Source organism: Pantoea dispersa (genome assembly GCF_014155765.1).
Lineage (GTDB): Bacteria > Pseudomonadota > Gammaproteobacteria > Enterobacterales > Enterobacteriaceae > Pantoea > Pantoea dispersa.
In genome coordinates this window covers 84,772-106,717 of the sequence record NZ_SCKT01000004.1, presented here as the reverse complement: position 1 = coordinate 106,717, position 21,946 = coordinate 84,772, and the positions used below count along the sequence as shown (strand labels likewise).

Genomic DNA, 21,946 nt, shown 5'->3' with positions numbered 1-21,946 from the left:
GCCCCTGTAAAGGGGCTTTTTTTTGTCCGCAATCCGGCAGCGCAGAGGAGAGAGCTATGGCCAACCCGCTATATCGCAAGCACATTATTTCCATCAACGACCTCAACCGCGATGAGCTGGAGCTGGTGCTGCATACCGCCGCCCAGCTGAAAGCCCATCCGCAGCCGGAGCTGCTGAAACACAACGTTATCGCCAGCTGCTTCTTTGAGGCCTCAACGCGCACCCGCCTGTCGTTTGAAACCGCGATGCACCGGCTGGGCGCGTCGGTGGTGGGGTTTGCCGACGGCAGCAACACCTCGCTGGGCAAGAAAGGGGAAACCCTCGCCGATACCATCTCGGTGATTGGCACCTATGTGGATGCCATCGTGATGCGCCATCCGCAGGAAGGGGCGGCGCGGCTGGCCACGGAGTTTTCGGGCGGCGTGCCGATCCTTAACGCCGGCGACGGCGCCAACCAGCACCCGACGCAGACGCTGCTCGATCTGTTCACCATCCGGGAAACCCAGAGCCGCCTCGATAACCTCAACGTGGCGATGGTCGGCGACCTGAAATATGGCCGCACCGTGCATTCGCTGACCCAGGCGCTGGCGAAGTTCAGCGGCAACCGCTTCTACTTCATCGCACCGGATGCGCTGGCGATGCCGTCCTACATCACCGATATGCTGGATGAACAGAACATTGCCTGGTCGCGCCACGACAGCATCGAAGAAGTGATGCCGGAGCTGGATATTCTCTACATGACGCGCGTACAGAAAGAGCGTCTCGATCCCTCAGAGTATGCCAACGTGAAAGCGCAGTTCATCCTGCGGGCGGCCGATCTGGCCGGTGCGCGCGATAACATGAAGGTACTGCATCCGCTGCCGCGCATTGATGAGATCACCACCGATGTCGATAGCACGCCGCACGCCTGGTATTTCCAGCAGGCCGGCAACGGCATCTATGCCCGCCAGGCCCTGCTGGCGCTGGTACTGAATAGCGAACTGGCACTGTAAGGAGCAGAACGATGACCCACGATAACAAACTGCAGGTTGAAGCCATCAAACGCGGCACGGTGATCGACCATATTCCGGCGCAGGTCGGCTTTAAGCTACTGTCACTGTTCCGCCTCACTGAAACCGATCAGCGCATCACCATCGGCCTTAATCTGCCGTCGGGCGAGATGGGGCGTAAGGATCTGATCAAAATCGAAAATACTTTTCTGACTGATGATCAGATCAATCAGCTGGCGGTGTACGCGCCGCACGCCACGGTGAATCGCATTGATGAGTATGAAGTGGTGGCGAAGATCGCACCGACGCTGCCGGAACGCATCGAGCGCGTGCTGACCTGCCCCAACGGCAACTGCATCAGCCGCAGCGAGCCGGTGTTCTCCAGCTTTGCGGTGAAGCAGCGCGATGACGATGTGCACCTGAAGTGTAAATACTGCGAGAAAGAGTTCGCGCGCCACGTGGTGCTCGGTCACTGGTAATCGCCCGTTTCCTCCCTATAATGGGGCGAACATTTTCGCGGCGGGCAAGGGTTCGCCGCGCATGCCTAAGGAGAAACAATGTCTCGCGAAATCAGTACTGAAAAAGCCCCGGCAGCGATTGGCCCGTACGTCCAGGGCGTGGATCTCGGCAGCATGATTATCACCTCCGGCCAGATCCCGGTCGATCCGGCCACCGGTGCGGTTCCGGACGACATCGCCGCGCAGGCGCGCCAGTCGCTGGAGAATGTGAAGGCGATTGTGCTGGCCGCTGGCCTGCAGGTGGGCGACATTGTGAAGACCACCGTGTTCGTCAAAGACCTGAACGATTTCGCCACGGTCAACGCCACCTATGAAGCGTTTTTCACCGAGCATCAGGCCAGCTTCCCGGCGCGCTCCTGCGTGGAAGTGGCGCGTCTGCCGAAAGACGTGAAGATTGAGATCGAAGCCATCGCGGTACGCCGCTGATTTAGCGGTCATCAATCACACAGCATGCAGGGTCGCATCCGTGCGCACCTGGCGAGATCGCCAGGTCGTCATCAATGACGACCCTGCATAGTTCGTGACTTCCGATCTTCCCTATCTCGACGATCGCAGCAGTTTCTCCAGCGGTCGCACCAGCGCCAGCACCGTTTCATCCTGCACCTGCGCCGCCGCATCCAGCTGGGCGTGCATCTGCGCCACCTCGCCTGCGCCGTAGGCCTGGTTACGCTCCAGCGCGTTCACCAGATCCAGCCCCATCCGGCTCAGCTCTGCGACCTGGCGCACCTGCGGCTGCAGTGCTTTCAGCTGATAATTGCCCAGCACCAGCGGCATCACCGCATCGCTGTTGCGCTGCCAGCGCTGCAGCTGATGGCGCAGGGCGCTGGCGGCAGCATGATCGCCGCGATTGGCAATCAGCGCATCCACCTGCTTATCCAGCAGCCGCACCGGCTCGCTCTCGGCCGGCAGTACGTCCGCCAGCCGGTTCAGCGGCTCAAAATAGTCATAATGCCCGGCCTGAAACTTCAGGTGCTGGCGGGTGTAATACTGCGCCGGTTCCAGCACTTCCGCCAGCACGCGCAGCGGAGTGATATCGCTGCTGTTGGCCAGTCGCATCATCTGCACCTCGGCCTGCTGATGCTGCTGCAGGCCGACCGACACCGTCCCCCAGCGATCAATCGCGCTGAGCCGCTGGTACATATTCTCGCTGTCGGTCACATCCTGCGCCGACCACAGCCGCTCCGCCACCACAAAGGCGCGCGGCCACAGCCGCGTATCAATCACCCGGCTATTCACGTTCTCCGCCCACAGCGCCGCTTCACCGCCCAGCAAATCACGCTGCAGCTGAGCGGGCGTGGGCAGTACCGGGGCAATACCGGCCGGTATCTGCGCCAGCCTGCTGCCTGTGGTCGGATAGCGCACGTTGCCCACCAGCACGTAGCCGGTCAGGCTGTCACGCGTCAGCGTCACCACCGGCTGAAACGGCCCCATCCAGCTGTCGACGCTGAAGGTCAGCTGCGTCGGTGATAGCCAGCGAATGTCGCTGACCTGGCGCCGCGCCTTGCCGCTGAAATCGATAAAGCCGCGCCAGCCGTTTTTGCTCTCAATCAGGGTGAAACTGCCCTGCACCGCGCTGCCTTTCAGACGCGGCATAGTGAACTGCCAGCTTTGCGCCTGCTCGTCGGCGCGCAGTTGATCGACGCCGTTCAGCCCCTGCGGCCAGAGCTCGTTGCGATAGTGATACGCGGCGCTCTGCGGCTGGTCGAGATAAAAACCGGTGGAAAGAATGCCGCGATACCCCTGCTTTACCACTTCGCTCAGCGCGTCCTGCCCCTGCCACGACTGAATCACAATACTTTTCGGCAGGTCGGGATGGTACACCTCATCCCAGCCAAGCATGCGCCGCTGATGCGCGGCGAGAATCTTCTCCACCCGCTGGTTGAACCACGCCTGCAGCGCATGGGCGTCCTGCAGGCCGTGGTCACGCATAAACTGCTGAATCTTCGGTGAGGCGTTCCACTGACTGGGATCGACTTCATCCCCGCCGATGTGAATGTAGGGATCGGGAAAGATCGCCGCGACTTCGCCAATCAGCGTATCGATAAAGCGAAACACCGCTTCATTGCTGGGATCGAGCAAGGGTTTAAATACCCCCCAGCCGCGCTCCATGGCATATGGCCCCGGCGCGCTCATCAGCTCCGGCATCGCTACGGCCAGTGCGGAAGCATGGCCGGGCAGATCGATTTCCGGCACCACGCGCACGCCGCGCAGAGTGGCATAGTGCACCAGCTCGCGCATTTGCTGCTGGCTGTAGAACAGGCCATCACTGGCCTGCTGCTGCAGCTGCGGATAGTGACTGGAAGCAAAGCGCCAGCCCTGATCGTCGGTGAGGTGCCAGTGAAACACGTTCATGCGCGCCGCGGCGATACCATCAATCTGCCGCTTGAGGGTTTCCAGCGGCAGGAAGTGGCGCACCGGGTCGATCAGCACGCCGCGCCACGGGAAGCGCGGCCGATCGTCAATGGTGACAAAGGGAATTTGCGTGCCGCTGGCGGTGTTGGCGATCAGCTGCAGCAGGGTTTCCATGCCGCGCATCGCGCCAAAACGGGTAGGGGCCTGCAGCAGTACGCCACTGCTGCTGACCTCCAGACGGTAGCTTTCGTCGCTGTCCGGTTGCGGTAGCGGATCGACCGCGTCGGCAATCCGGACCTGAATGGCGGGACGATCGCTGGCCGGGCTGGCGGGCAGCAGCGCCCAGCCGGTTTGCCGCGCAATGCGGGCGCGCCAGCGCGCTTCGGCCCCTTCCAGGTGATCGCCGGTGATGTGCAGCGAAAATTGCGGCGTCAGGGTAAACGCGCCACCGCCTGCGGGCTGCGTCACCTGCTGTGGCCACGGCATCAGCGGCAGATCGCCTGCCGGTGCGGCCTGCGTGGAAAACGTCAGGGAACACAAAACGGCCAGCAACGTACGGGGCAGAAGCATGGTGGGCATCCTTGTAAGGCAAAACGATGGGCCGGAAATGGCGCAAAACGCTCATTAAACCTGTTTCGCAACGCAAAGCAAGTTGCAACCGGCTGAAGTTTGTGCGGCTTAAAACTTTTCAGTGTAGCGGCTGTTGACCACTGCACGGCTTTCAGGCGCTGGCCACGCTTCTTTGCGACAGGTCAAAAACAGTGCGATTAATTCCCTCTGAAACACCACATGTTGCGATTACACTCCTTAAAATTATCTACATGTAGTTTCCAGCGGAGAAAGGGAAGATGGCAACGGTAGTGATTAAGCGTGACGGCTGCAGGGTGCCGTTTGATGCCCGGCGCATTGAAGCTGCAGTGCGGGCCGCCGCGCAGGCCGCGCAGGTTGACGACCTGGCCTGGTGCACGATGGTCGCTCAGCAGGTCAGCGCGCAGCTGGCAACGCAGGCTGAAGTCGATATTCGTGACATCCAGTGTGCCGTGGAAGAGGCGCTGATGAGCGGACGCTGGCCGCAGCTGGCGCGCGCCTATATTGAATACCGTCACGACCGCGATCTGGCGCGCGAGCAGCGCGGCAAGCTGCACCATGCCATTCGCGGCCTGGTGGAACAGACCAACGCGGCGCTGCTCAACGAGAACGCCAACAAAGACAGCAAAGTGATCCCGACGCAGCGCGACCTGCTGGCCGGCATCGTGGCCAAACATTATGCCCAGCAGCAGTTGCTGCCGCGCGATGTGGTGCTGGCGCATGAACGTGGGGAGATCCACTATCACGACCTCGACTACTCTCCCTTCTTCCCGATGTTTAACTGCATGCTGATCGATCTGCACGGCATGCTGACGCACGGCTTCAAAATGGGTAACGCCGAGATTGAACCGCCAAAATCCATCGCCACCGCCACCGCGGTGACGGCGCAGATCATTGCGCAGGTCGCCAGCCATATTTACGGCGGCACCACCATTAACCGCATTGACGAAGTGCTGGCGCCGTTTGTCACCCTCAGCCTTGAAAAACATCGCCAGATTGCCCGCGAATGGCAGATTGCTGACGTGGAAGCTTACGCGCGCGCGCGCACGGAAAAAGAGTGCTACGACGCGTTTCAGTCGCTGGAGTACGAGGTTAATACGCTGCACACCGCCAACGGCCAGACGCCGTTCGTCACTTTTGGCTTTGGCCTCGGCACCGACTGGGCGGCGCGCCTGATTCAGCAATCAATTCTGCGCAACCGCATTGCCGGGCTGGGCAAAAACCATAAAACCGCGGTGTTTCCTAAGCTGGTGTTTGCCATTCGTGAAGGCGTCAATCGCCGCACCAGCGACATCAACTACGACATCAAACAGCTGGCGCTGGAGTGTGCCAGCAAGCGCATGTATCCGGATATCCTCAACTACGACAAAGTGGTGGAAGTCACCGGCTCGTTCAAAACGCCGATGGGCTGCCGCAGCTTCCTCGGCGTTTACGAGGAAAACGGCGAGCAGATTCATGAGGGCCGTAACAACATCGGCGTGATCAGCCTCAACCTGCCGCGCATTGCGTTAGAAGCTCAGGGAGACGAAGCCCGCTTCTGGACGCTGCTGGATGCACGCCTGGCGCTGGCGAAGCGGGCGCTGATGACCCGCATTGCCCGGCTGGAAAAAACCAAAGCGCGCGTCGCACCGATTCTTTACATGGAAGGCGCCTGCGGCGTACGGCTAAACGCGGACGACGAGGTGGGCAAGATCTTTCGCAACGGCCGCGCCTCGATCTCGCTGGGGTATATCGGTCTGCATGAAACGCTTAACGCGCTAAGCGGCAACGCCGTGCATCCGTATGATGCCGCGCACCTGCGCGCAACCGGCGTGGCGATTGTGACGCATCTGCGCCAGGCGGTGGATGCGTGGAAAGCGGAAACCGGCTACGGCTTTAGCCTGTACAGTACGCCCAGTGAAAACCTGTGCGATCGCTTCTGTCGCCTTGATGCCGCCGAATTTGGCGTGGTGCCGGGCGTGACCGACAAGGGCTATTACACCAACAGCTTCCATCTCGACGTAGAGAAAAAGGTCAATCCGTACGACAAAATCGACTTTGAAGCGCCCTACCCGGCCATCGCTAACGGCGGCTTCATCTGTTACGGCGAATACCCCAACATTCAGCACAACCTGCGGGCGCTGGAAGATGTGTGGGATTACAGCTACGACCGCGTGCCCTACTACGGCACCAACACGCCGATCGATGAGTGCTACGAGTGCGGCTTCAGCGGCGAGTTCAGCTGTACCAGCAAAGGCTTTACCTGTCCGAGCTGCGGCAATCACGATCCGGCGCGCGTTTCGGTCACGCGCCGCGTCTGCGGCTATCTTGGCAGCCCGGATGCGCGGCCGTTCAACGCTGGCAAGCAGGAAGAGGTGCAGCGCCGCGTCAAACACCTTGATACCGGACAGCTGGGATGATGCACATTCATCGCTACTACGATGTGGATATCGTGAATGGTCCCGGCACGCGCTGCACGCTGTTTGTCGCGGGCTGCGAACATCAGTGTCGCGGCTGCTACAACCAGAGCACCTGGCGGCCTGACTCCGGCGTGCCGTTTACGCTGGCCTTGGAGGAGCAGCTGATCGCCGATCTGCAGGATCAACGCATTCCACGTCAGGGGCTGTCGCTGAGCGGCGGCGATCCGCTGCATCCGCACAATGTGCCGCATATTCGCCGGCTGGTGAAACGCGTGCGGCGCGACTGTCCGGATAAAGATATCTGGCTGTGGACCGGCTACACCCTGGCGGAACTGACGGCGGCGCAGCGTGAAGTGATTGCGGAAATCGACGTGCTGATTGATGGACGTTTCATCGAAGCGGAGAAAGATGCGCGGCTGCTGTGGCGCGGCAGCCGCAATCAGACTATCTGGTATCTACGCCAGCCACAGTGCGAGGATGCCGAGCAGCATGCCGCTGACGGCCACGCCGCAGAAGGCGATCCACAGCGCGCGCGGTGGGAACGCGCGATGCAGCATCAGTAGCGACGGCACGCTGACCGCGGGCAGCGTCACCAGCAGCGCCAGCGCCGGTGCGACGCCCATGCCCGCCAGCATCATGGTTTGCACGATGGGGATCTCGGCGGCGGTCGGGATCACAAACAGGCAGCCGGCGATGGCCATCAGCATCACCCAGAACAGCGTATTCCCTACCGCGCCGTCCGCGTGCGGAAACAGCCAGATGCGCGCGGCGCCGAGCAGCAGCACCGCCACGATGTAGAGCGGAATGGTGTTACAGAACAGCCGCCACATCACGCGCAGCCAGCGCGTCACAAACCGTTCATGGCTTTCTTGCGGCAACAGCGGCGCGGCAACGGCGGTTTCCGGCACGCTGCGCTGCACCAGCATGGCAATCCCCAGCACCATCACCCCACCCGCCACCAGCCGAATGGCGGCAAACTGCCAGCCGAGCACAAAGCCCATAAACACCAGCGTTGCCGGATTGAGCAGCGGATTCGCCAGCCAGAACGCCATCGCCGCGCCGCTTGAAACCTGCGCCTGGCGCAGGCCGACGGTCACCGGCGCGGCACAGCAGCTGCACATCATGCCCGGCAGGCCAAAACCGGTGCCGACCAGCGTGGCCCCCAGCCGGTTGCTGCCCATCAGGCGCAGCAGCCAGCGGCGCGGAATCAGCACCTGCACCAGCGAGCCCAGCACCACACCGAGCACCGCGGCTTTCCACACCACGAGAAAATAGACCATGGCGTAATCCAGCGCGGCGCGCCACGGCGAATCTGCGGCATTGGCAAGAATAGAGCGGCCGATGGAATGGGTTTCTGCGGCCGTGAAGGCTTTGCCATAGTAAGGCTGCCATTTTACGTACCACAGGCCGATAAGCACCACGGCGAGGAACAGCAGCGGTTTCCACCAGGCGAAGCGGGCCGCTGGTGCAGGTGAGGCGAATTGGGTCATAACCGGTTCCGTATTCAACTGAATAACGTATGCCGCGCGGAGGGCGCGACGCAGATCCCACAGTGTTATTCAGGTTATGACTGTGTGCCAGCGTCGTCACGCTTAAACTTGATCTGTCTCCGGAATTTAACCAATCCCGCCTGCGCCGGCTGGCTTGCGTTTCCGCGCTCAGGGTCCAGACTTGTCTGTTGAAACGTGTCACGCACAGCAGGTGCGTGACCAGCAAGGAGGAGAAAGATGAGCAAGAAAATAGCGGTTCTGATTACCGATGAATTTGAAGACTCAGAGTTTACCTCACCGGCCGAGGCCTTCACCAAAGCGGGCCATGAAGTGGTCACTATTGAGATGCAGGCGGGCAAAACCGTGAAGGGAAAACAGGGCAAAGCCGAAGTCAAAATCGACAAGGATATTGACCATGTCAGCCCGGCCGAGTTCGACGCGCTGCTGCTGCCCGGTGGTCATTCGCCTGACGCGCTGCGCGGTGACGATCGCTTTGTCACCTTTACCAAAGAGTTTGTCGCCAGCGGCAAACCGATTTTCGCCATCTGTCACGGTCCGCAGCTGCTGATCAGCGCGAACGGCGTGCGCGGTCGCAAAATGACCTGCGTGAAAGCTATCGCCATCGATCTGCGTAATGCCGGCGCGGACTTTTACGATAAAGAGGTGGTGGTTGATGATGACAAGCTGGTTACCAGCCGCACGCCTGAAGACCTGCCCGCGTTTAACCGCGAATCCCTGCGCATTCTGAACGCAGCGTAAGGCGGTCGCCCGGTGCGCCTGCGCGCGTGCCGGGCTAACGCTGCCAGACAATCTTTTTGCCAAACCCCAGCGCGTTATCGGTCATTTTCAACTCATCCAGCGTAATTTCCCACAGCGGCGCGGTGACTTTTTTTGCCACCGGAAAGCGCGACTGATAGGCCTTCAGCGCCTGCGCCTCATCGGTCAGTTGTATACGCCCGCGATACTGCACGCCTTTAATCAGCAGCACCGTTTTCGGCTGGCCGTTCACCGTACCGGCGACGCGTGGATAACGCGCCATCAGCACGCCGTGGCGCGTATCCGCTTCGGTCATCAGCCAGAACGCCATGCGCGCTTCATCGAATACGTAGAAACAGTTGGCGCACCATAGCGCATCGCCGTCGCTGGCACACAGCGACAGCACGTGCTGTTTTTTCAGATAGCGAATCAGATGAGAATGATCAGACAAGAGCAACTCCGTGCGTTGATAGCGATGCGGCCGCAGGCGCGTTACACTGCCCGCCAGCACATGAACGAGGTTTGTAAATGGAACAGGGCTGGCAGCTGTATATGCTGCAAACCGCCGCCGGGATGCTTTATACCGGCATCACCACTGACGTCAACCGTCGCCTGCAGCAGCACCAGCAGGGGCGCGGTGCCCGTGCGCTGCGCGGCAAAGGTCCACTGACGCTGGTGTTTCACTGCGCGGCTGGCGATCGCGCGGCGGCTTCCCGGCTGGAGTATCAGGTAAAACAGCTGAGCCGGGCGCAGAAACTGCTGCTGGTTGCCCAGCAGCCGGCCTGCTTAACGGCGTGGTTTAGTCGATACGATTGAAAGGTGCCGAGAAGGCGATCAGCCCTTCTGCCCCATCGAATGCATCGTCCGCCAGTTTATACACCTGAAACGCCGCTTCGCTGCCGGGCCAGCGGCAGTGCAGGCCGTGACGCGCCGCCGGTTCAAAGCCGAGCGGATTGTAGAACTGCGGATCGCCCAGCACCACCACGGCGCTGTAGCTGAACTCATTGAGCGAATCGAGCCCTTCATACACCAGCTGTTTAGCAATGCCCTGACTGCGCACCGAGGCATCAACCGCCAGCGGCGCCAGCGCCACCCAGTTACGATCCTCGCCCTGCAACGTCACCGGACTGAAGGCGGCATAACCCAGCACCTGGCCTTCGTCATCGGTGGCCACCACACCCAGCGTGAGTAAACCGTCTTCACGCAGCTGCTGTACCAGTTCCGCTTCGGCTGCGGTGGCAAAACTGCGCTTTAACAGGCTGTCGATGCCTGCCGCGTCCACACCAATTTCAGTACGAATCAACATGAGATCCCCGCGCGCGCCTCAGCGGCCTTCGCGTCCTGTGTCATTCCTGCCTCAACAAAAGCAGCCAGCTGCAGCAACCCCGTGCGCAATGGCGTGGGCATGGCGTCCAGTTCTATGGCATCCATCAGATTCTTCACCTCCAGTCCCAGCTCCGTGTCGCCCTCAATCACCAGACGGCGCTGAAAGAACAACATATCGGGGTCGGCTTTGCGTGCTGCTACCAGCAGCAGATCGTTGGCTTCGCCACGAAACCAGACATCTGCTACGGCATCGCGCGAAACGGTCAGGCGCCCGTCCTGCAGCGTGGTGATCCAGCGCAGATTGACGTCCGCGATCTCAATGCCGAGATAGCGCCCTTGCAGAAAGTCTAACTCACCTTCAGCCAAAGCATGACGAAATTGCCAGTTTAGGAGTTGTTGCAAAACCGTTTTTTTCACGGCGAATGGTGTTAGCGACACCGGTAAAGCGAGGAATTCCGGCCCTTTTTCAATTAACAGGCCGCGTAAGCGTGCGAACATGCGCTGCACTCCCTTGAGAAAATTTTATCTATATTGCCACATCCGTCGGCTTTCGCCTCAACCGGGATCAAGGAAATCGCCCCGCGTCTGTGCGAAAATTCTCCATTCCGCCCTGGCAATCCCGCTTTCACTGCCTTAAATCAACATTGCAGCACCTGCGCTTCCTTACACTCAACGGCGTTCAGAATCCGGGGGAGGAAATTGTATGGAACTGCTGTGTCCGGCGGGGAATTTACCTGCGCTGAAATCGGCGGTGGAGCACGGCGCTGACGCGGTGTACGTCGGCCTGAAAGATGACACCAACGCCCGCCACTTTGCTGGCCTCAATTTTACCGATAAGAAACTGGCAGAAGCCGCGCGCTTCCTGCATCAGCACCGGCGTAAACTGCACGTGGCGATCAACACCTTCGCCCATCCTGACGGCCTTAACCGCTGGCAAAGCGCCATCGACGTCGCCGCACAGAACGGTGCCGATGCGCTGATTCTGGCCGATATCGCCACGCTGGAGTATGCCGCCAGCCGCTATCCACAGGTTGAACGTCACCTGTCAGTGCAGGCGTCCGCCACCAATCTGCAGGCCATTCAGTTTTATCACCGCCACTTTGCGCTGAGTCGCGTGGTGCTGCCGCGCGTGCTGTCGATGCACCAGGTAAAGCAGCTGGCGCGTGAAACGCCGGTGCCGCTTGAGGTGTTCGCCTTTGGCAGCCTGTGCATCATGGCCGAAGGCCGCTGCTATCTCTCGTCGTGGCTGACCGGCGAGTCGCCGAACAGCGCGGGCGCCTGTTCACCGGCCAAATTTGTGCGCTGGCAGCAGACGGCACAGGGCATGGAGTCGCGCCTGAACGAAGTGCTGATTGACCGTTACGCCGCCGATGAGAGCGCGGGCTATCCGACGCTGTGTAAAGGGCGCTACGAGGTGGATAACCAGCGCTATCACGTGCTGGAAGAGCCCACCAGCCTCAATACCCTGGCGCTGCTGCCAGAGCTGCTGCGCGCCAATATCGCGTCGGTGAAAATTGAAGGACGTCAGCGCAGCCCGGCCTATGTGGCACAGGTGGCTAAAGTGTGGCGTCAGGCGATCGATCGCTGTATGGCCGATCCGCAACAGTTCACAGTGCAGGATCCGTGGATGCGCGCGCTCGGTGAGCTTTCCGAAGGCAGCCAGACCACGCTCGGTGCCTATCACCGCGACTGGCAATAAGGAGACCGTATGAAATATGCCATCGGCCCGGTGCTGTGGTACTGGCCTACCGATACGCTGGAACAGTTCTACCAGCGCGCCGCAGAGAGCAGCGCAGAGATTGTCTACCTCGGCGAAGCGGTGTGCAGCAAACGCCGCGCCACTGCGTTCAGTCAGTGGATGGAGATGGGCCGCACGCTGGCGGCCAGCGGCAAACAGGTGGTGCTGAGCACGCTGGCGCTGCTGCAGTCGCCTTCGGAAGTCAAAGAGCTGCGCCGCTATGTTGAAAACGGTGAGTTCTTACTGGAAGCCAACGATATCGGCACCGTGAACATGGCGGCAGAGCGCAAACTGCCGTTTGTCGCCGGTCCCACCCTGAATGTGTATAACGCGCAGACGCTCCAGCTGCTGCTACAGGAGGGCATGACGCGCTGGTGCATGCCGGTGGAGATGTCACGCGACTGGCTGATTCAGCTGTTGCAGCAGTGCCATGACGCTGGCCTGCGCGACCGGTTTGAGGTTGAAGTGCTCGGCTATGGCCATCTGCCGCTGGCGCTGTCGGCGCGCTGCTTTACCGCGCGTTCCGAAAACCGTGCCAAAGATGATTGCCAGACCTGCTGTATTGATTATCCCACCGGACGCCGCGTGCTGTCGCAGGAGGGCCAGCAGGTGTTTGTCCTCAACGGCATTCAGACCATGAGCGGCTACTGTTACAACCTTGGCAACGATCTCGCCGGTATGCATGGCTGGATCGATATTGTGCGCCTGTCGCCGCAGGATGAGAGCACGCTGGCACAGGTTGATCGCTTCCGCGCTAACGAAGCGGGTGAAGCGCCGCTGATGATGGCGCGCGGCAGCGACAGCAACGGTTACTGGCGCCGCCTGGCCGGAATGGCGCTGGATAGCGGCGGTTAAAGGCACATTCCGGCTATATTCCTGCCGTTATTAGCAGTTTTAATATGGGTAATGATGCGTAATACTGACTGGTGCAGGTTTACTTATCACCTGCGCCATCCTTTGCTGGAGTACCCATGTCTGAGAAGAAAACTGTTCGCCTGTCCGTGCTGGATCTGGCCCCCATTCCGCAAGGCTCGTCTGCGCGCGATGCCTTCCATAATTCGCTGGCGCTGGCGCGTCAGGCTGAAGCCCTTGGCTTTCATCGCTACTGGCTGGCCGAACACCACAACATGACCGGCATCGCCAGCGCCGCAACATCGGTGCTGATTGGCTATCTCGCCGCTAACACCGAAACGCTGCGCCTCGGCTCCGGCGGGATCATGCTGCCCAACCACGCACCGCTGGTGATTGCCGAACAGTTTGGCACCCTGGAATCCCTCTACCCTGGCCGTATCGATCTCGGACTGGGCCGCGCGCCCGGCTCCGATCAGCGCACCATGCTGGCGCTGCGCCGTCATCTTTCGAGCGCCCAGGCCGACAGCTTCCCGGAAGATGTGGCCGATCTGATCCGCTGGTTCGATGCCGAAGAGGGCGAACATCCGCCGGTACAGCCGGTGCCTGGCCTCGGGCTGAAAATTCCGGTGTGGCTGCTGGGTTCCAGCCTGTATAGCGCGCAGCTGGCGGCGCAGCTTGGTCTGCCGTTTGCCTTTGCTTCGCACTTCGCGCCAGACCTGCTGTTGCAGGCGCTGCACCTGTATCGCGAAAAATTCCAGCCCTCTGCGCGTCTGGCAAAACCTTACGCTATGGTGTGTGTCAACGTGGTGGCGGCAGATAGCGATCGTGATGCGCGCTTCCTGTTCACCTCGATGCAGCAGCAGTTCATTAATCTGCGTCGCGGCAAGCCCGGCCCGCTGCCGGCGCCGGTGGAGAACATGGATAACCTGTGGTCGCCGTCCGAACAGTATGGCGTGCAGCAGGCGCTGAGCATGTCGGTGGTGGGCGATAAAGATAAAGTGCGCCACGGCCTTGCCGCGCTGCTGCGCGAAACCCAGGCGGATGAGATCATGGTCAACGGCCAGATTTACGATCCGCAGGCGCGCCTGCGTTCGTTCGCGCTGGCGATGGAAGCCGCACGCACGCTGTAAGCCTTACTGCGGTGGGGAGAGTCCTTCCGGCCCCACCGCCATCTTGCGCACATCGCGCGCCGGTGACTGGCCGTAAAAACGGCTGTACTCCCGGCTGAACTGCGACGCACTCTGATAGCCCACCCGATAGCCCGCCGTCCCGGCATCCAGCTTCTCAATCATCATCAGCCGCCGCGCTTCATTGAGCCGCAGCTGCTTCTGATACTGCATCGGCGTCATTGCCGTAACCGCTTTAAAGTGATGGTGCAGCGATGAAATGCTCATGCCAACGCTGCTGGCCAGCTGATCCACCTTCAGCGGCTGATGAAAGTTTTCGCGCAGCCAGCGCGCCGCGCGCGCCACTTTGTTGCCCGGGCGCTCGGTCAGCGCCATGTTCAGAATGCGCGGCCCTTCCGGCCCGGTCAGCAGGCGATAGAAAATCTCCTGCTCAATCAGCGGTGCCAGCGCGGCGATATCCTGCGGCTGATCCAGCAGCGCCACCAGCCGCATCACCGCATCCACCAGCGGCGGCGCGACTTTATGGACGGTAATGCTGCGTTCGGGGGCGGCGCTGCCAATCTGCTGCGGCGGAAAATGTTCCAGATAGCGCAGCAGGCGCGCTTCGTTGATGGTGATGCCGACGCCAAGACAGGGTTTCTCTGGCGTCGCCAGCACCACGCAGGACTGCACCGGCATGTCCATGGTGACCAGCAGCAGATCGCCCGGCCCGTAATGCATCACATCATCGCCCATGCGCAGTGCTTTCTGGCCCTGGGCCATCAGCGCAAACCCCGCCCAGCTGGCAATATGCGCCAGGCTGGAGGGGTGCGAGCTGCGGCCAAAAGAGAGAAAATCAATCGCGCTGGCGGTACGCCCATCCTGCTGCGCGTGACGGGCAATCATCGCCACCAGCTGCTGCCACTGTTCCTGATGAATCATGCGTTATGCACTCCGCGATGAAAAATCACTGAATCCCCATTCTTACCTGCCGATGCGGTTGCGCCTAGTCCCTGCGCCACAGATTTGCAGGATCGTGCAAAAAGCTTGCAGGATTGCGCTACCGCACAAAGCGGCAACAGCGCATGCTTTACTCACCCGAAATCTCAGGTGGAGAGACACAATGCAAGCACTTGAAGGCAAAATTGCGCTGGTGACGGGCGCGTCGAAAGGCATTGGCGCCGCCATCGCCATGACTTTCGCCGCGGCCGGCGCCCGGGTGGTGGTGAATTATCGTCAGGATGAAGCGGGCGCGGCGGATGTGGTGACCGATATCTGCGCGCTGGGAAGCGACGCCATCGCCGTACAGGCCGATATATCCCGTGAAGCTGACGTGCAACGCCTGTTCGCCAGCAGTATTGCGCAGTTTGGCGCGCCAGACATCGTGGTCAACAACGCCGGCATGTTTCACCATGGCGACTTCGCCAGCCTCAGCGTCAGCGACATGCAGCAGCAGCTCAACGTCAATCTGCTCGGTACGCTGCTGGTGTGCCAGCAGGCGGCGCAGCATTTTCCGGCGCGCGGCGGCTGCATCATTAACCTCAGCGCGCTGAACAGCCAGCGTAGCCTGCCCGGCTCGGTACTGTGGTCAGCGACCAAGGGCGCGATCGATACCTTAACGCAGGGGCTGGCACGTGAGCTGGGCCCGCGCAACATTCGCGTCAACGCGCTGGCACCGGGGATCATTCTGACCGAAGGGCTGCTGGCAGCGAAAAAAATGAATGCGGAATTTAAAGCGCAGCTGATCGCGGCCACGCCGCTGGGACGCTTTGGCCTGCCGGAGGATGTGGCACAGGTGGCGCTGTTTCTAGCGTCGGAAGAGTCGGCTTATGTTACCGGTGAGCGGGTGCTGATTGCCGGCGGCGTGTAAAACCCGCGTTACAGACATAAAAAAAGGACGCTTGCGCGTCCTTTTTATTTTTAAGCGATTAACGCTTATGCATCACGGCGACGTGGTGCAGCTGCACCTTCGTCGCGACGTGGGCCACGGCCACCTTCACGACTGAAACGTCCGCCTTCACGACCGCCTTCGCGACGCTCAGAGAAACGACGCGGTGCGCCACCTTCACGGTTGCCCCCCTCGCGGTTACCACGACGCTCACCACCGAAGTCACGACCGCCGCTACGACGCTCGGTGCGCTCGTGTGGCTGTGCATCGCCCAGCAGCTGCATATTCATCGGCTTGTTGAGAATACGCGTACGCGTGAAGTGCTGCAGGACTTCACCCGGCATGCCTTTTGGCAGCTCGATAGTGGAGTGAGTACCAAACAGCTTGATGTTACCGATGTAACGGCTGCTGATGTCGCCTTCGTTAGCAATCGCGCCCACGATATGACGCACTTCAACACCGTCGTCACGGCCCACTTCAATGCGGTACAGCTGCATTTCGCCAACGTCACGACGTTCGCGACGTGGACGATCGCCACCTTCGCGGCTGTCACGGCTGTCACGACGTGGACGGTCGCCGCCACGCTCATCGCGATCGCGGAATTCACGACGCTGTGGACGTGGTGCATCCGGTGGCAGAATCAGTGGACGTTCGCCCTGCGCCATTTTCAGCAGTGCAGCGGCCAGCGTTTCCATATCCAGCTCTTCTTCTGGCTGCATTTTAGCCAGCAGCGCACGGTACTGATCCAGATCGCTGCTTTCCAGCTGCTGCTGAACTTTGGCAGCGAACTGCGCCAGACGACGCTGACTCAGCAGCTCGGCGTTAGGCAGCTCAACTTCCGGAATAGTCAGCTTCATGGTGCGTTCGATGTTGCGCAGCAGACGACGCTCGCGGTTCTCAACGAACAGCAGCGCACGGCCAGCACGACCCGCACGACCGGTACGGCCGATACGGTGTACATACGATTCGGCATCCATCGGGATGTCGTAGTTAACCACCAGGCTAATACGCTCAACGTCCAGACCACGGGCCGCAACGTCAGTCGCGATCAGGATATCCAGACGACCGTCTTTCAGACGCTCCAGCGTCTGCTCACGCAGCGCCTGGTTCATGTCACCGTTCAGCGCGGCGCTGTTGTAGCCGTTACGCTCCAGCGTTTCTGCAACTTCCAGCGTGGCATTTTTGGTGCGCACGAAGATGATGGCAGCATCGAAGTCTTCCGCTTCGAGGAAGCGCACCAGCGCGTCAGACTTACGGCCGTAAGCGGTCCAGTAAGACTGAGAAATGTCCGGGCGTGTAGTGATGCTGGACTGGATGCGCACTTCCTGCGGATCCTTCATGAAACGCTTAGTGATACGGCGAATCGCTTCCGGCATGGTTGCAGAGAACAGTGCGGTCTGATGACCTTCCGGGATCTGCGCCATGATGGTTTCAACGTCTTCGATGAAGCCCATACGCAGCATTTCATCGGCTTCGTCCAGTACCAGACCACGCAGGCTGGACAGGTCCAGGGTACCGCGTTTCAGGTGATCCAGCAGACGGCCCGGGGTACCAACCACGATCTGTGGACCCTGGCGCAGTGCGCGCAGCTGCACGTCATAACGCTGGCCACCGTACAGGGCCACGACGTTAATACCGCGCATGTGTTTAGAGAATTCTGTCATCGCTTCAGCCACCTGAACCGCCAGTTCGCGGGTCGGCGCCAGCACCAGGATTTGCGGTGCGCGGACAGAAGGATCAACGTTGTTCAGCAGCGGCAGCGAGAACGCTGCTGTTTTACCACTACCGGTCTGCGCCATACCCAGCACGTCACGGCCCGCCAGCAGGTGAGGAATACACTCAGCCTGGATTGGCGATGGCTTAACGTAGCCCATACCGTTCAGTGATTCGAGGATGTCGGCGTTCAGGCCCAGATCAGCAAAAGTGGTTTGAATATCAGTCATGTAGTACACGTGCCTCTTAGATTGCGGCGGCCAGTCTACATAACTCGTCGTGAAAACTTTCAGTCATTTTCATCAAAAAGTGTGAACCGGCTCAAATTAGAAGTTTTGACGAACAGAAAAGCCCTCACCTGTTCAGGCGATGACTTTACGGGTAAATCAGGCAATAAAAGTTCGTCAGCTATTGCTGGTCAGATTCTGATAAATCGTCTTGTGTCTGGCCGAGTTGCGCCAGTTCCAACAATGCGTATCGGTGTTCAACAAAGTTATTGACGTTGTTGGCCACCGCCAGTTTGAACAACGCTTTCGCGTCGTCCTTCTCCCCCAGACTTAGGTAGTACTTACCTAAATAGAAGTTGGTTTCACTGAGATGTTCAGCGAGCGAGGTGTTATCCGTTGCGTCCGCCTTGAGACGTTCCATCAATGTTTTTTCACTGATGTCGCCCAGGTAGAACTCGACAATATTCCATCCCCATTGGTCCTTAGCCGCCTTGTCGTAACGCTGTTGTAGCGTCACTTTTGCCTTGTCGGCATCCATCTCGCGTTCAACGAGGTAGAGCCACAGGCTGCGGAACGGATCGTTAGGATCGTCTTGATAAAACGCCAGCAGATCATCTTGCGCTAACTTGTATCGACCGCCGTAATAGAGGGCGATACCACGGTTTAAATGCGCATAGTTGTAAGTTGGATCAAGCTCAAGTACAGAATCAAACGCTTCATAGGCAGCATCAAAATTGCCTGCCTGCGTTAAGTAAATGCCGAGATAGTTAAACACTTCCGGCATATCCGGTCTGATAGACAGCGCTTGCGAGAAATCGTTCCGCGCTAGTGCCCTCAGACCCAAACTATCATACAACACTCCGCGCTCATATAACAGCTGTGCGCGTTCATCATCGGTCAGGGCCCGACTGGCAAGAATTTGTTCCATTCGCGCCAGAATAACCTCTTGCTGCAGTGTGGGCTGCAAAGGTACTGCCAGAACTTCGTTCTTACGCCAATTGGAGTTGCTGCATCCTGCCAGCGTGATAGCTGTCGCAACAAAACACCAGCGCAAAAAAGGCTTCATTTCCCACTCCCGAATACAAACATTGGGATAACCATCCTGTCATCCGCCTGCTATGCACAAGGGTTCCCGCCCTCGCGATGATACCCGTCCTGCTTCAGCTGCACTGACACGCTGACCAGCGCGCCACGCATTCCGGGTATACAAACACCGCTCCCCGCCAGCTGGCAGGGAGCGGCTGATCAGGAAAAACGCTTACTCGGCGTCAGGCGTCGTCACCGCAGCGGTTTCTTCTGCTGGCTTCTGCTCTGTCGCTTCTTTGATGCTGAGACGAACGCGGCCCTGACGATCCACTTCCATCACTTTAACTGGCACTTCCTGACCCATCTGCAGGTAATCGGTCACTTTCTCTACGCGCTTGTCGGCGATCTGAGAAATGTGTACCAGACCTTCTTTACCGCCGCCGATCGCCACGAAGGCACCGAAATCAACGATACGGGTCACTTTACCGGCGTAGATACGGCCCACTTCGATCTCAGCGGTGATCTCTTCGATGCGGCGAATCGCTTCTTTGGCTTTCAGGCCGTCGGTCGCTGCGATCTTCACGGTGCCATCATCTTCGATTTCGATGGTGGTGCCGGTCTCTTCGGTCAACGCACGGATTACTGAACCGCCTTTACCGATGACGTCTTTGATCTTGTCTGAGTTGATCTTGATGGTGTAGATGCGCGGCGCGAACTCGGAGATCTCCTGACGCGGCGTGCTGATCGCCTGTTCCATCACGCTCAGAATGTGCAGACGCGCACCCTTGGCCTGATTCAGAGCCACCTGCATGATTTCACGGGTGATACCTTCAATTTTGATGTCCATCTGCAGCGCGGTGATACCTTCACGGCTACCGGCTACTTTGAAGTCCATATCGCCGAGGTGATCTTCGTCGCCGAGGATGTCAGACAGCACCACGAACTTCTCGTCTTCTTTCACCAGACCCATCGCGATACCGGCAACGGCCGCTTTGATCGGTACGCCAGCGTCCATCAGTGCCAGCGATGCACCGCACACGGAAGCCATAGAAGAAGAACCGTTCGATTCGGTGATTTCAGACACGACGCGCACGGTGTACGGGAACGCATCCTGTTTAGGCATCACTGCCAGCACGCCACGCTTCGCCAGACGGCCGTGACCAATTTCACGACGCTTCGGTGAGCCAACCATACCGGTTTCGCCCACGGAGTACGGAGGGAAGTTGTAGTGGAACAGGAAGCTGTCAGTACGCTCGCCCATCAGCTCATCGAGATTCTGTGCGTCACGCGCAGTACCGAGGGTGGCAGCGACCAGCGCCTGCGTTTCACCACGGGTAAACAGCGCAGAACCGTGGGTACGCGGCAGTACGCCAGTGCGCACGTCCAGACCACGGATCATATCTTTTTCACGGCCATCGATACGCGGTTCGCCGTTCAGGATACGGGTACGCACCACGTTCTTTTCCAGGCTGTGTACGATGTCACCGATTTCGGCATCATCCAGCGTTTCGTCTTCAGCCAGCAGTGCGGCGATGGTTTCGTCTTTGATGACGCCAACCTGCGCATAGCGCTCCTGCTTGTCAGTGATGCGGTACGCATCGCTGATGCGCGCTTCGGCCAGGGCGGCAACGCGTGCGATCAGCGCATCGTTCGCCGGCTCTGGCTGCCAGTCCCAGCGTGGTTTGCCGGCTTCGGCCACCAGCGCATTGATGTTTTCAATCACAACCTGCTGCTGGTCGTGGCCGAATACCACAGCACCCAGCATCTGATCTTCGGTCAGGATGTCCGCTTCAGATTCCACCATCAGCACTGCATTCTGCGTACCGGCAACCACCAGATCCAGACGAGACTGTTTGATCTCATCCGCGGTTGGGTTCAGCACGTACTGATCGTTGATGTAACCAACGCGTGCCGCACCGATTGGGCCGTTGAACGGAATACCAGACAGTGACAGCGCAGCAGAAGCACCGATCATCGCAACGATGTCCGGGTTAACCTGCGGGTTCACGGATACCACAGTCGCGATAACCTGTACTTCGTTAACAAAACCTTCCGGGAACAGCGGACGCACCGGGCGGTCAATCAGACGCGCAATCAGGGTTTCGCCTTCGCTTGGACGGCCTTCACGACGGAAGAAGCTGCCCGGGATACGGCCAGCGGCGTAAGTACGCTCCTGATAGTTCACTGTCAGAGGGAAGAAATCCTGACCGGCTTTGGCTTTTTTCTGGCCCACGACGGTAACGAATACCGCGGTGTCGTCCATGCTTACCATTACTGCTGCGGTGGCCTGGCGCGCCATCATGCCGGTTTCCAGCGTGACGGTATGCTGACCATATTGGAATTTGCGTACGATCGGGTTCAGCAAAATTTAAGTCCTTAAATTCGTGGCAAAGCCTGCTCGGCCCGCCGGGGATTACCGATCTTTAGTTGCATCCTCGCGACTAATGACAACCCTTAACCGCCCCTGCGGTAAAGCCTCTCATTAGCCGCGCGAACCTCTGCAAGCAAAGATCACTCTCAGCAACAATACATGAGTTTGGTCCGGATTGCTGCGGATTGCTCGAAAAAAGGGGCCATAAAGGCCCCCTTTTCGCGAAACTCGCACAAATCTGATCGCCAGATGCGGTTTTTTGCATACTGCATGCGCTACATCGTTGATCAGATTCTTCAGACTTAGCGACGCAGACCCAGGCTTTCGATCAGGCTGGTGTAACGTGCAACGTCTTTACGCTTCAGGTAGTCCAGCAGCTTACGACGCTGGGATACCATGCGCAGCAGACCGCGACGGCTGTGGTGGTCTTTCTTGTGCTCAGAGAAGTGACCCTGCAGGTGGTTAATCTGAGCAGTCAGCAGAGCAACCTGAACTTCAGTTGAACCGCTGTCGTTAGCGCCACGACCGTATTTAGCAACGATCTCTGCTTTAGCTTCTACGCTTAGAGACATAATAAACTCCAGTAAAAAATGAATGTATGGGTGCC

At 59.4% G+C, this 21,946-nt stretch carries 21 protein-coding genes and 1 pseudogene; 11 read left to right on the top strand and 11 right to left on the bottom strand.

Translation table 11 applies throughout. From position 1 onward, the window contains the following. Positions 1-56 precede the first annotated feature (56 nt). The 3 genes from pyrB (at position 57) to ridA (ending at position 1,933) form a co-directional block, all read left to right on the top strand. Complete coding sequence (gene pyrB / locus H7K56_RS13795) at positions 57-992, top strand: aspartate carbamoyltransferase (protein WP_058770675.1); 936 nt, start codon at positions 57-59, stop codon at positions 990-992. Positions 993-1,003: 11 nt separating this feature from the next. Then, on the top strand, positions 1,004-1,468 hold the full coding sequence (pyrI, locus tag H7K56_RS13790) for an aspartate carbamoyltransferase regulatory subunit (protein ID WP_010615964.1): 465 nt from the start codon (positions 1,004-1,006) through the stop codon (positions 1,466-1,468). 78 nt (positions 1,469-1,546) lie between these two features. Further along, entirely contained in the window at positions 1,547-1,933 is a 387-nt protein-coding gene (ridA, locus tag H7K56_RS13785; RefSeq protein ID WP_010615965.1) for a 2-iminobutanoate/2-iminopropanoate deaminase, read from the top strand. Between the two features lie 111 nt (positions 1,934-2,044). Here the strand turns inward: ridA and H7K56_RS13780 are convergent, their stop codons facing one another. Beyond that, the gene (locus H7K56_RS13780) at positions 2,045-4,429 is read right to left on the bottom strand and encodes a beta-N-acetylhexosaminidase (protein WP_150361190.1); all 2,385 of its coding nucleotides are present in this window, start codon (positions 4,427-4,429) and stop codon (positions 2,045-2,047) included. 278 nt (positions 4,430-4,707) lie between these two features. On the opposite strand from H7K56_RS13780, the gene nrdD reads away from it, so the two are divergent. Next, a complete protein-coding gene (gene nrdD / locus H7K56_RS13775; protein WP_150361188.1) occupies positions 4,708-6,846 on the top strand; it encodes an anaerobic ribonucleoside-triphosphate reductase in 2,139 nt (712 codons plus the stop codon). After that, positions 6,843-7,307 (top strand): annotated as a pseudogene (nrdG, locus tag H7K56_RS13770) (anaerobic ribonucleoside-triphosphate reductase-activating protein); the annotation flags it as partial. The gene nrdD and the pseudogene nrdG, both read left to right, overlap by 4 nt. Here nrdG and H7K56_RS13765 read toward each other — a convergent pair. Continuing rightward, positions 7,302-8,336 (bottom strand): permease, encoded by a 1,035-nt coding sequence (locus H7K56_RS13765; RefSeq protein WP_150361185.1) that lies wholly within the window; start codon positions 8,334-8,336, stop codon positions 7,302-7,304. The pseudogene nrdG and the gene H7K56_RS13765 overlap by 6 nt on opposite strands. Before the next feature lie 237 nt (positions 8,337-8,573). Here H7K56_RS13765 and H7K56_RS13760 point away from each other — a divergent pair, with 237 nt between their 5' ends. Next, positions 8,574-9,095, top strand: coding sequence for a type 1 glutamine amidotransferase domain-containing protein (locus H7K56_RS13760; RefSeq protein ID WP_021507686.1), 522 nt, complete (start codon positions 8,574-8,576; stop codon positions 9,093-9,095). 34 nt (positions 9,096-9,129) lie between these two features. Here H7K56_RS13760 and H7K56_RS13755 read toward each other — a convergent pair whose 3' ends face one another. After that, positions 9,130-9,543, bottom strand: a complete 414-nt coding sequence (locus tag H7K56_RS13755; RefSeq protein ID WP_150361183.1) for a YhbP family protein — start codon at positions 9,541-9,543, stop codon at positions 9,130-9,132. 77 nt (positions 9,544-9,620) lie between these two features. Between H7K56_RS13755 and H7K56_RS13750 the strand changes: the two genes are divergently transcribed. Then, the gene (locus H7K56_RS13750; RefSeq protein WP_021507688.1) at positions 9,621-9,908 is read left to right on the top strand and encodes a GIY-YIG nuclease family protein; all 288 of its coding nucleotides are present in this window, start codon (positions 9,621-9,623) and stop codon (positions 9,906-9,908) included. On the opposite strand, the gene H7K56_RS13745 is transcribed toward H7K56_RS13750, so the two are convergent. After that, positions 9,892-10,398: a GNAT family N-acetyltransferase gene (locus H7K56_RS13745; RefSeq protein WP_021507689.1), complete on the bottom strand. Its 507-nt coding sequence runs from the start codon at positions 10,396-10,398 to the stop codon at positions 9,892-9,894. The genes H7K56_RS13750 and H7K56_RS13745 overlap by 17 nt on opposite strands. Further along, entirely contained in the window at positions 10,392-10,916 is a 525-nt protein-coding gene (gene ubiT / locus H7K56_RS13740) for a ubiquinone anaerobic biosynthesis accessory factor UbiT (protein WP_150361181.1), read from the bottom strand. Before ubiT ends, H7K56_RS13745 begins: the two co-directional genes overlap by 7 nt. A 205-nt stretch (positions 10,917-11,121) precedes the next feature. Between ubiT and ubiU the strand changes: the two genes are divergently transcribed. The 3 genes from ubiU (at position 11,122) to H7K56_RS13725 (ending at position 14,138) form a co-directional block, all read left to right on the top strand. Further along, positions 11,122-12,117, top strand: coding sequence for a ubiquinone anaerobic biosynthesis protein UbiU (gene ubiU / locus H7K56_RS13735; protein ID WP_021507691.1), 996 nt, complete (start codon positions 11,122-11,124; stop codon positions 12,115-12,117). A gap of 9 nt (positions 12,118-12,126) precedes the next feature. Continuing rightward, on the top strand, positions 12,127-13,011 hold the full coding sequence (locus H7K56_RS13730; protein WP_058780386.1) for a U32 family peptidase: 885 nt from the start codon (positions 12,127-12,129) through the stop codon (positions 13,009-13,011). Positions 13,012-13,127: 116 nt separating this feature from the next. Then, the gene (locus tag H7K56_RS13725; RefSeq protein WP_021507693.1) at positions 13,128-14,138 is read left to right on the top strand and encodes a luciferase-like monooxygenase; all 1,011 of its coding nucleotides are present in this window, start codon (positions 13,128-13,130) and stop codon (positions 14,136-14,138) included. 3 nt (positions 14,139-14,141) lie between these two features. Here H7K56_RS13725 and H7K56_RS13720 read toward each other — a convergent pair whose 3' ends face one another. Further along, a complete protein-coding gene (locus H7K56_RS13720; protein ID WP_059009545.1) occupies positions 14,142-15,056 on the bottom strand; it encodes an AraC family transcriptional regulator in 915 nt (304 codons plus the stop codon). Between the two features lie 181 nt (positions 15,057-15,237). On the opposite strand from H7K56_RS13720, the gene H7K56_RS13715 reads away from it, so the two are divergent. Beyond that, on the top strand, positions 15,238-15,984 hold the full coding sequence (locus tag H7K56_RS13715; protein WP_021507695.1) for an SDR family NAD(P)-dependent oxidoreductase: 747 nt from the start codon (positions 15,238-15,240) through the stop codon (positions 15,982-15,984). A 65-nt stretch (positions 15,985-16,049) separates the two neighbouring features. Here H7K56_RS13715 and H7K56_RS13710 read toward each other — a convergent pair whose 3' ends face one another. From H7K56_RS13710 to rpsO, 5 genes are all read right to left on the bottom strand, one after another. Then, on the bottom strand, positions 16,050-17,945 hold the full coding sequence (locus H7K56_RS13710) for a DEAD/DEAH family ATP-dependent RNA helicase (RefSeq protein WP_058759574.1): 1,896 nt from the start codon (positions 17,943-17,945) through the stop codon (positions 16,050-16,052). A gap of 16 nt (positions 17,946-17,961) precedes the next feature. Continuing rightward, positions 17,962-18,018 carry a protein YrbN gene (gene yrbN, locus H7K56_RS23535; protein ID WP_098053093.1) on the bottom strand — a complete coding sequence of 19 codons (57 nt, stop codon included), beginning with the start codon at positions 18,016-18,018 and terminating at the stop codon, positions 17,962-17,964. A gap of 105 nt (positions 18,019-18,123) precedes the next feature. Next, positions 18,124-19,008, bottom strand: a complete 885-nt coding sequence (gene nlpI / locus H7K56_RS13700; RefSeq protein WP_021507697.1) for a lipoprotein NlpI — start codon at positions 19,006-19,008, stop codon at positions 18,124-18,126. Between the two features lie 192 nt (positions 19,009-19,200). After that, positions 19,201-21,333 carry a polyribonucleotide nucleotidyltransferase gene (gene pnp, locus H7K56_RS13695; protein WP_058770684.1) on the bottom strand — a complete coding sequence of 711 codons (2,133 nt, stop codon included), beginning with the start codon at positions 21,331-21,333 and terminating at the stop codon, positions 19,201-19,203. A 308-nt stretch (positions 21,334-21,641) separates the two neighbouring features. Continuing rightward, a complete protein-coding gene (rpsO, locus tag H7K56_RS13690) occupies positions 21,642-21,911 on the bottom strand; it encodes a 30S ribosomal protein S15 (RefSeq protein WP_010615981.1) in 270 nt (89 codons plus the stop codon). Between the last annotated feature and the right edge of the window lie 35 nt (positions 21,912-21,946).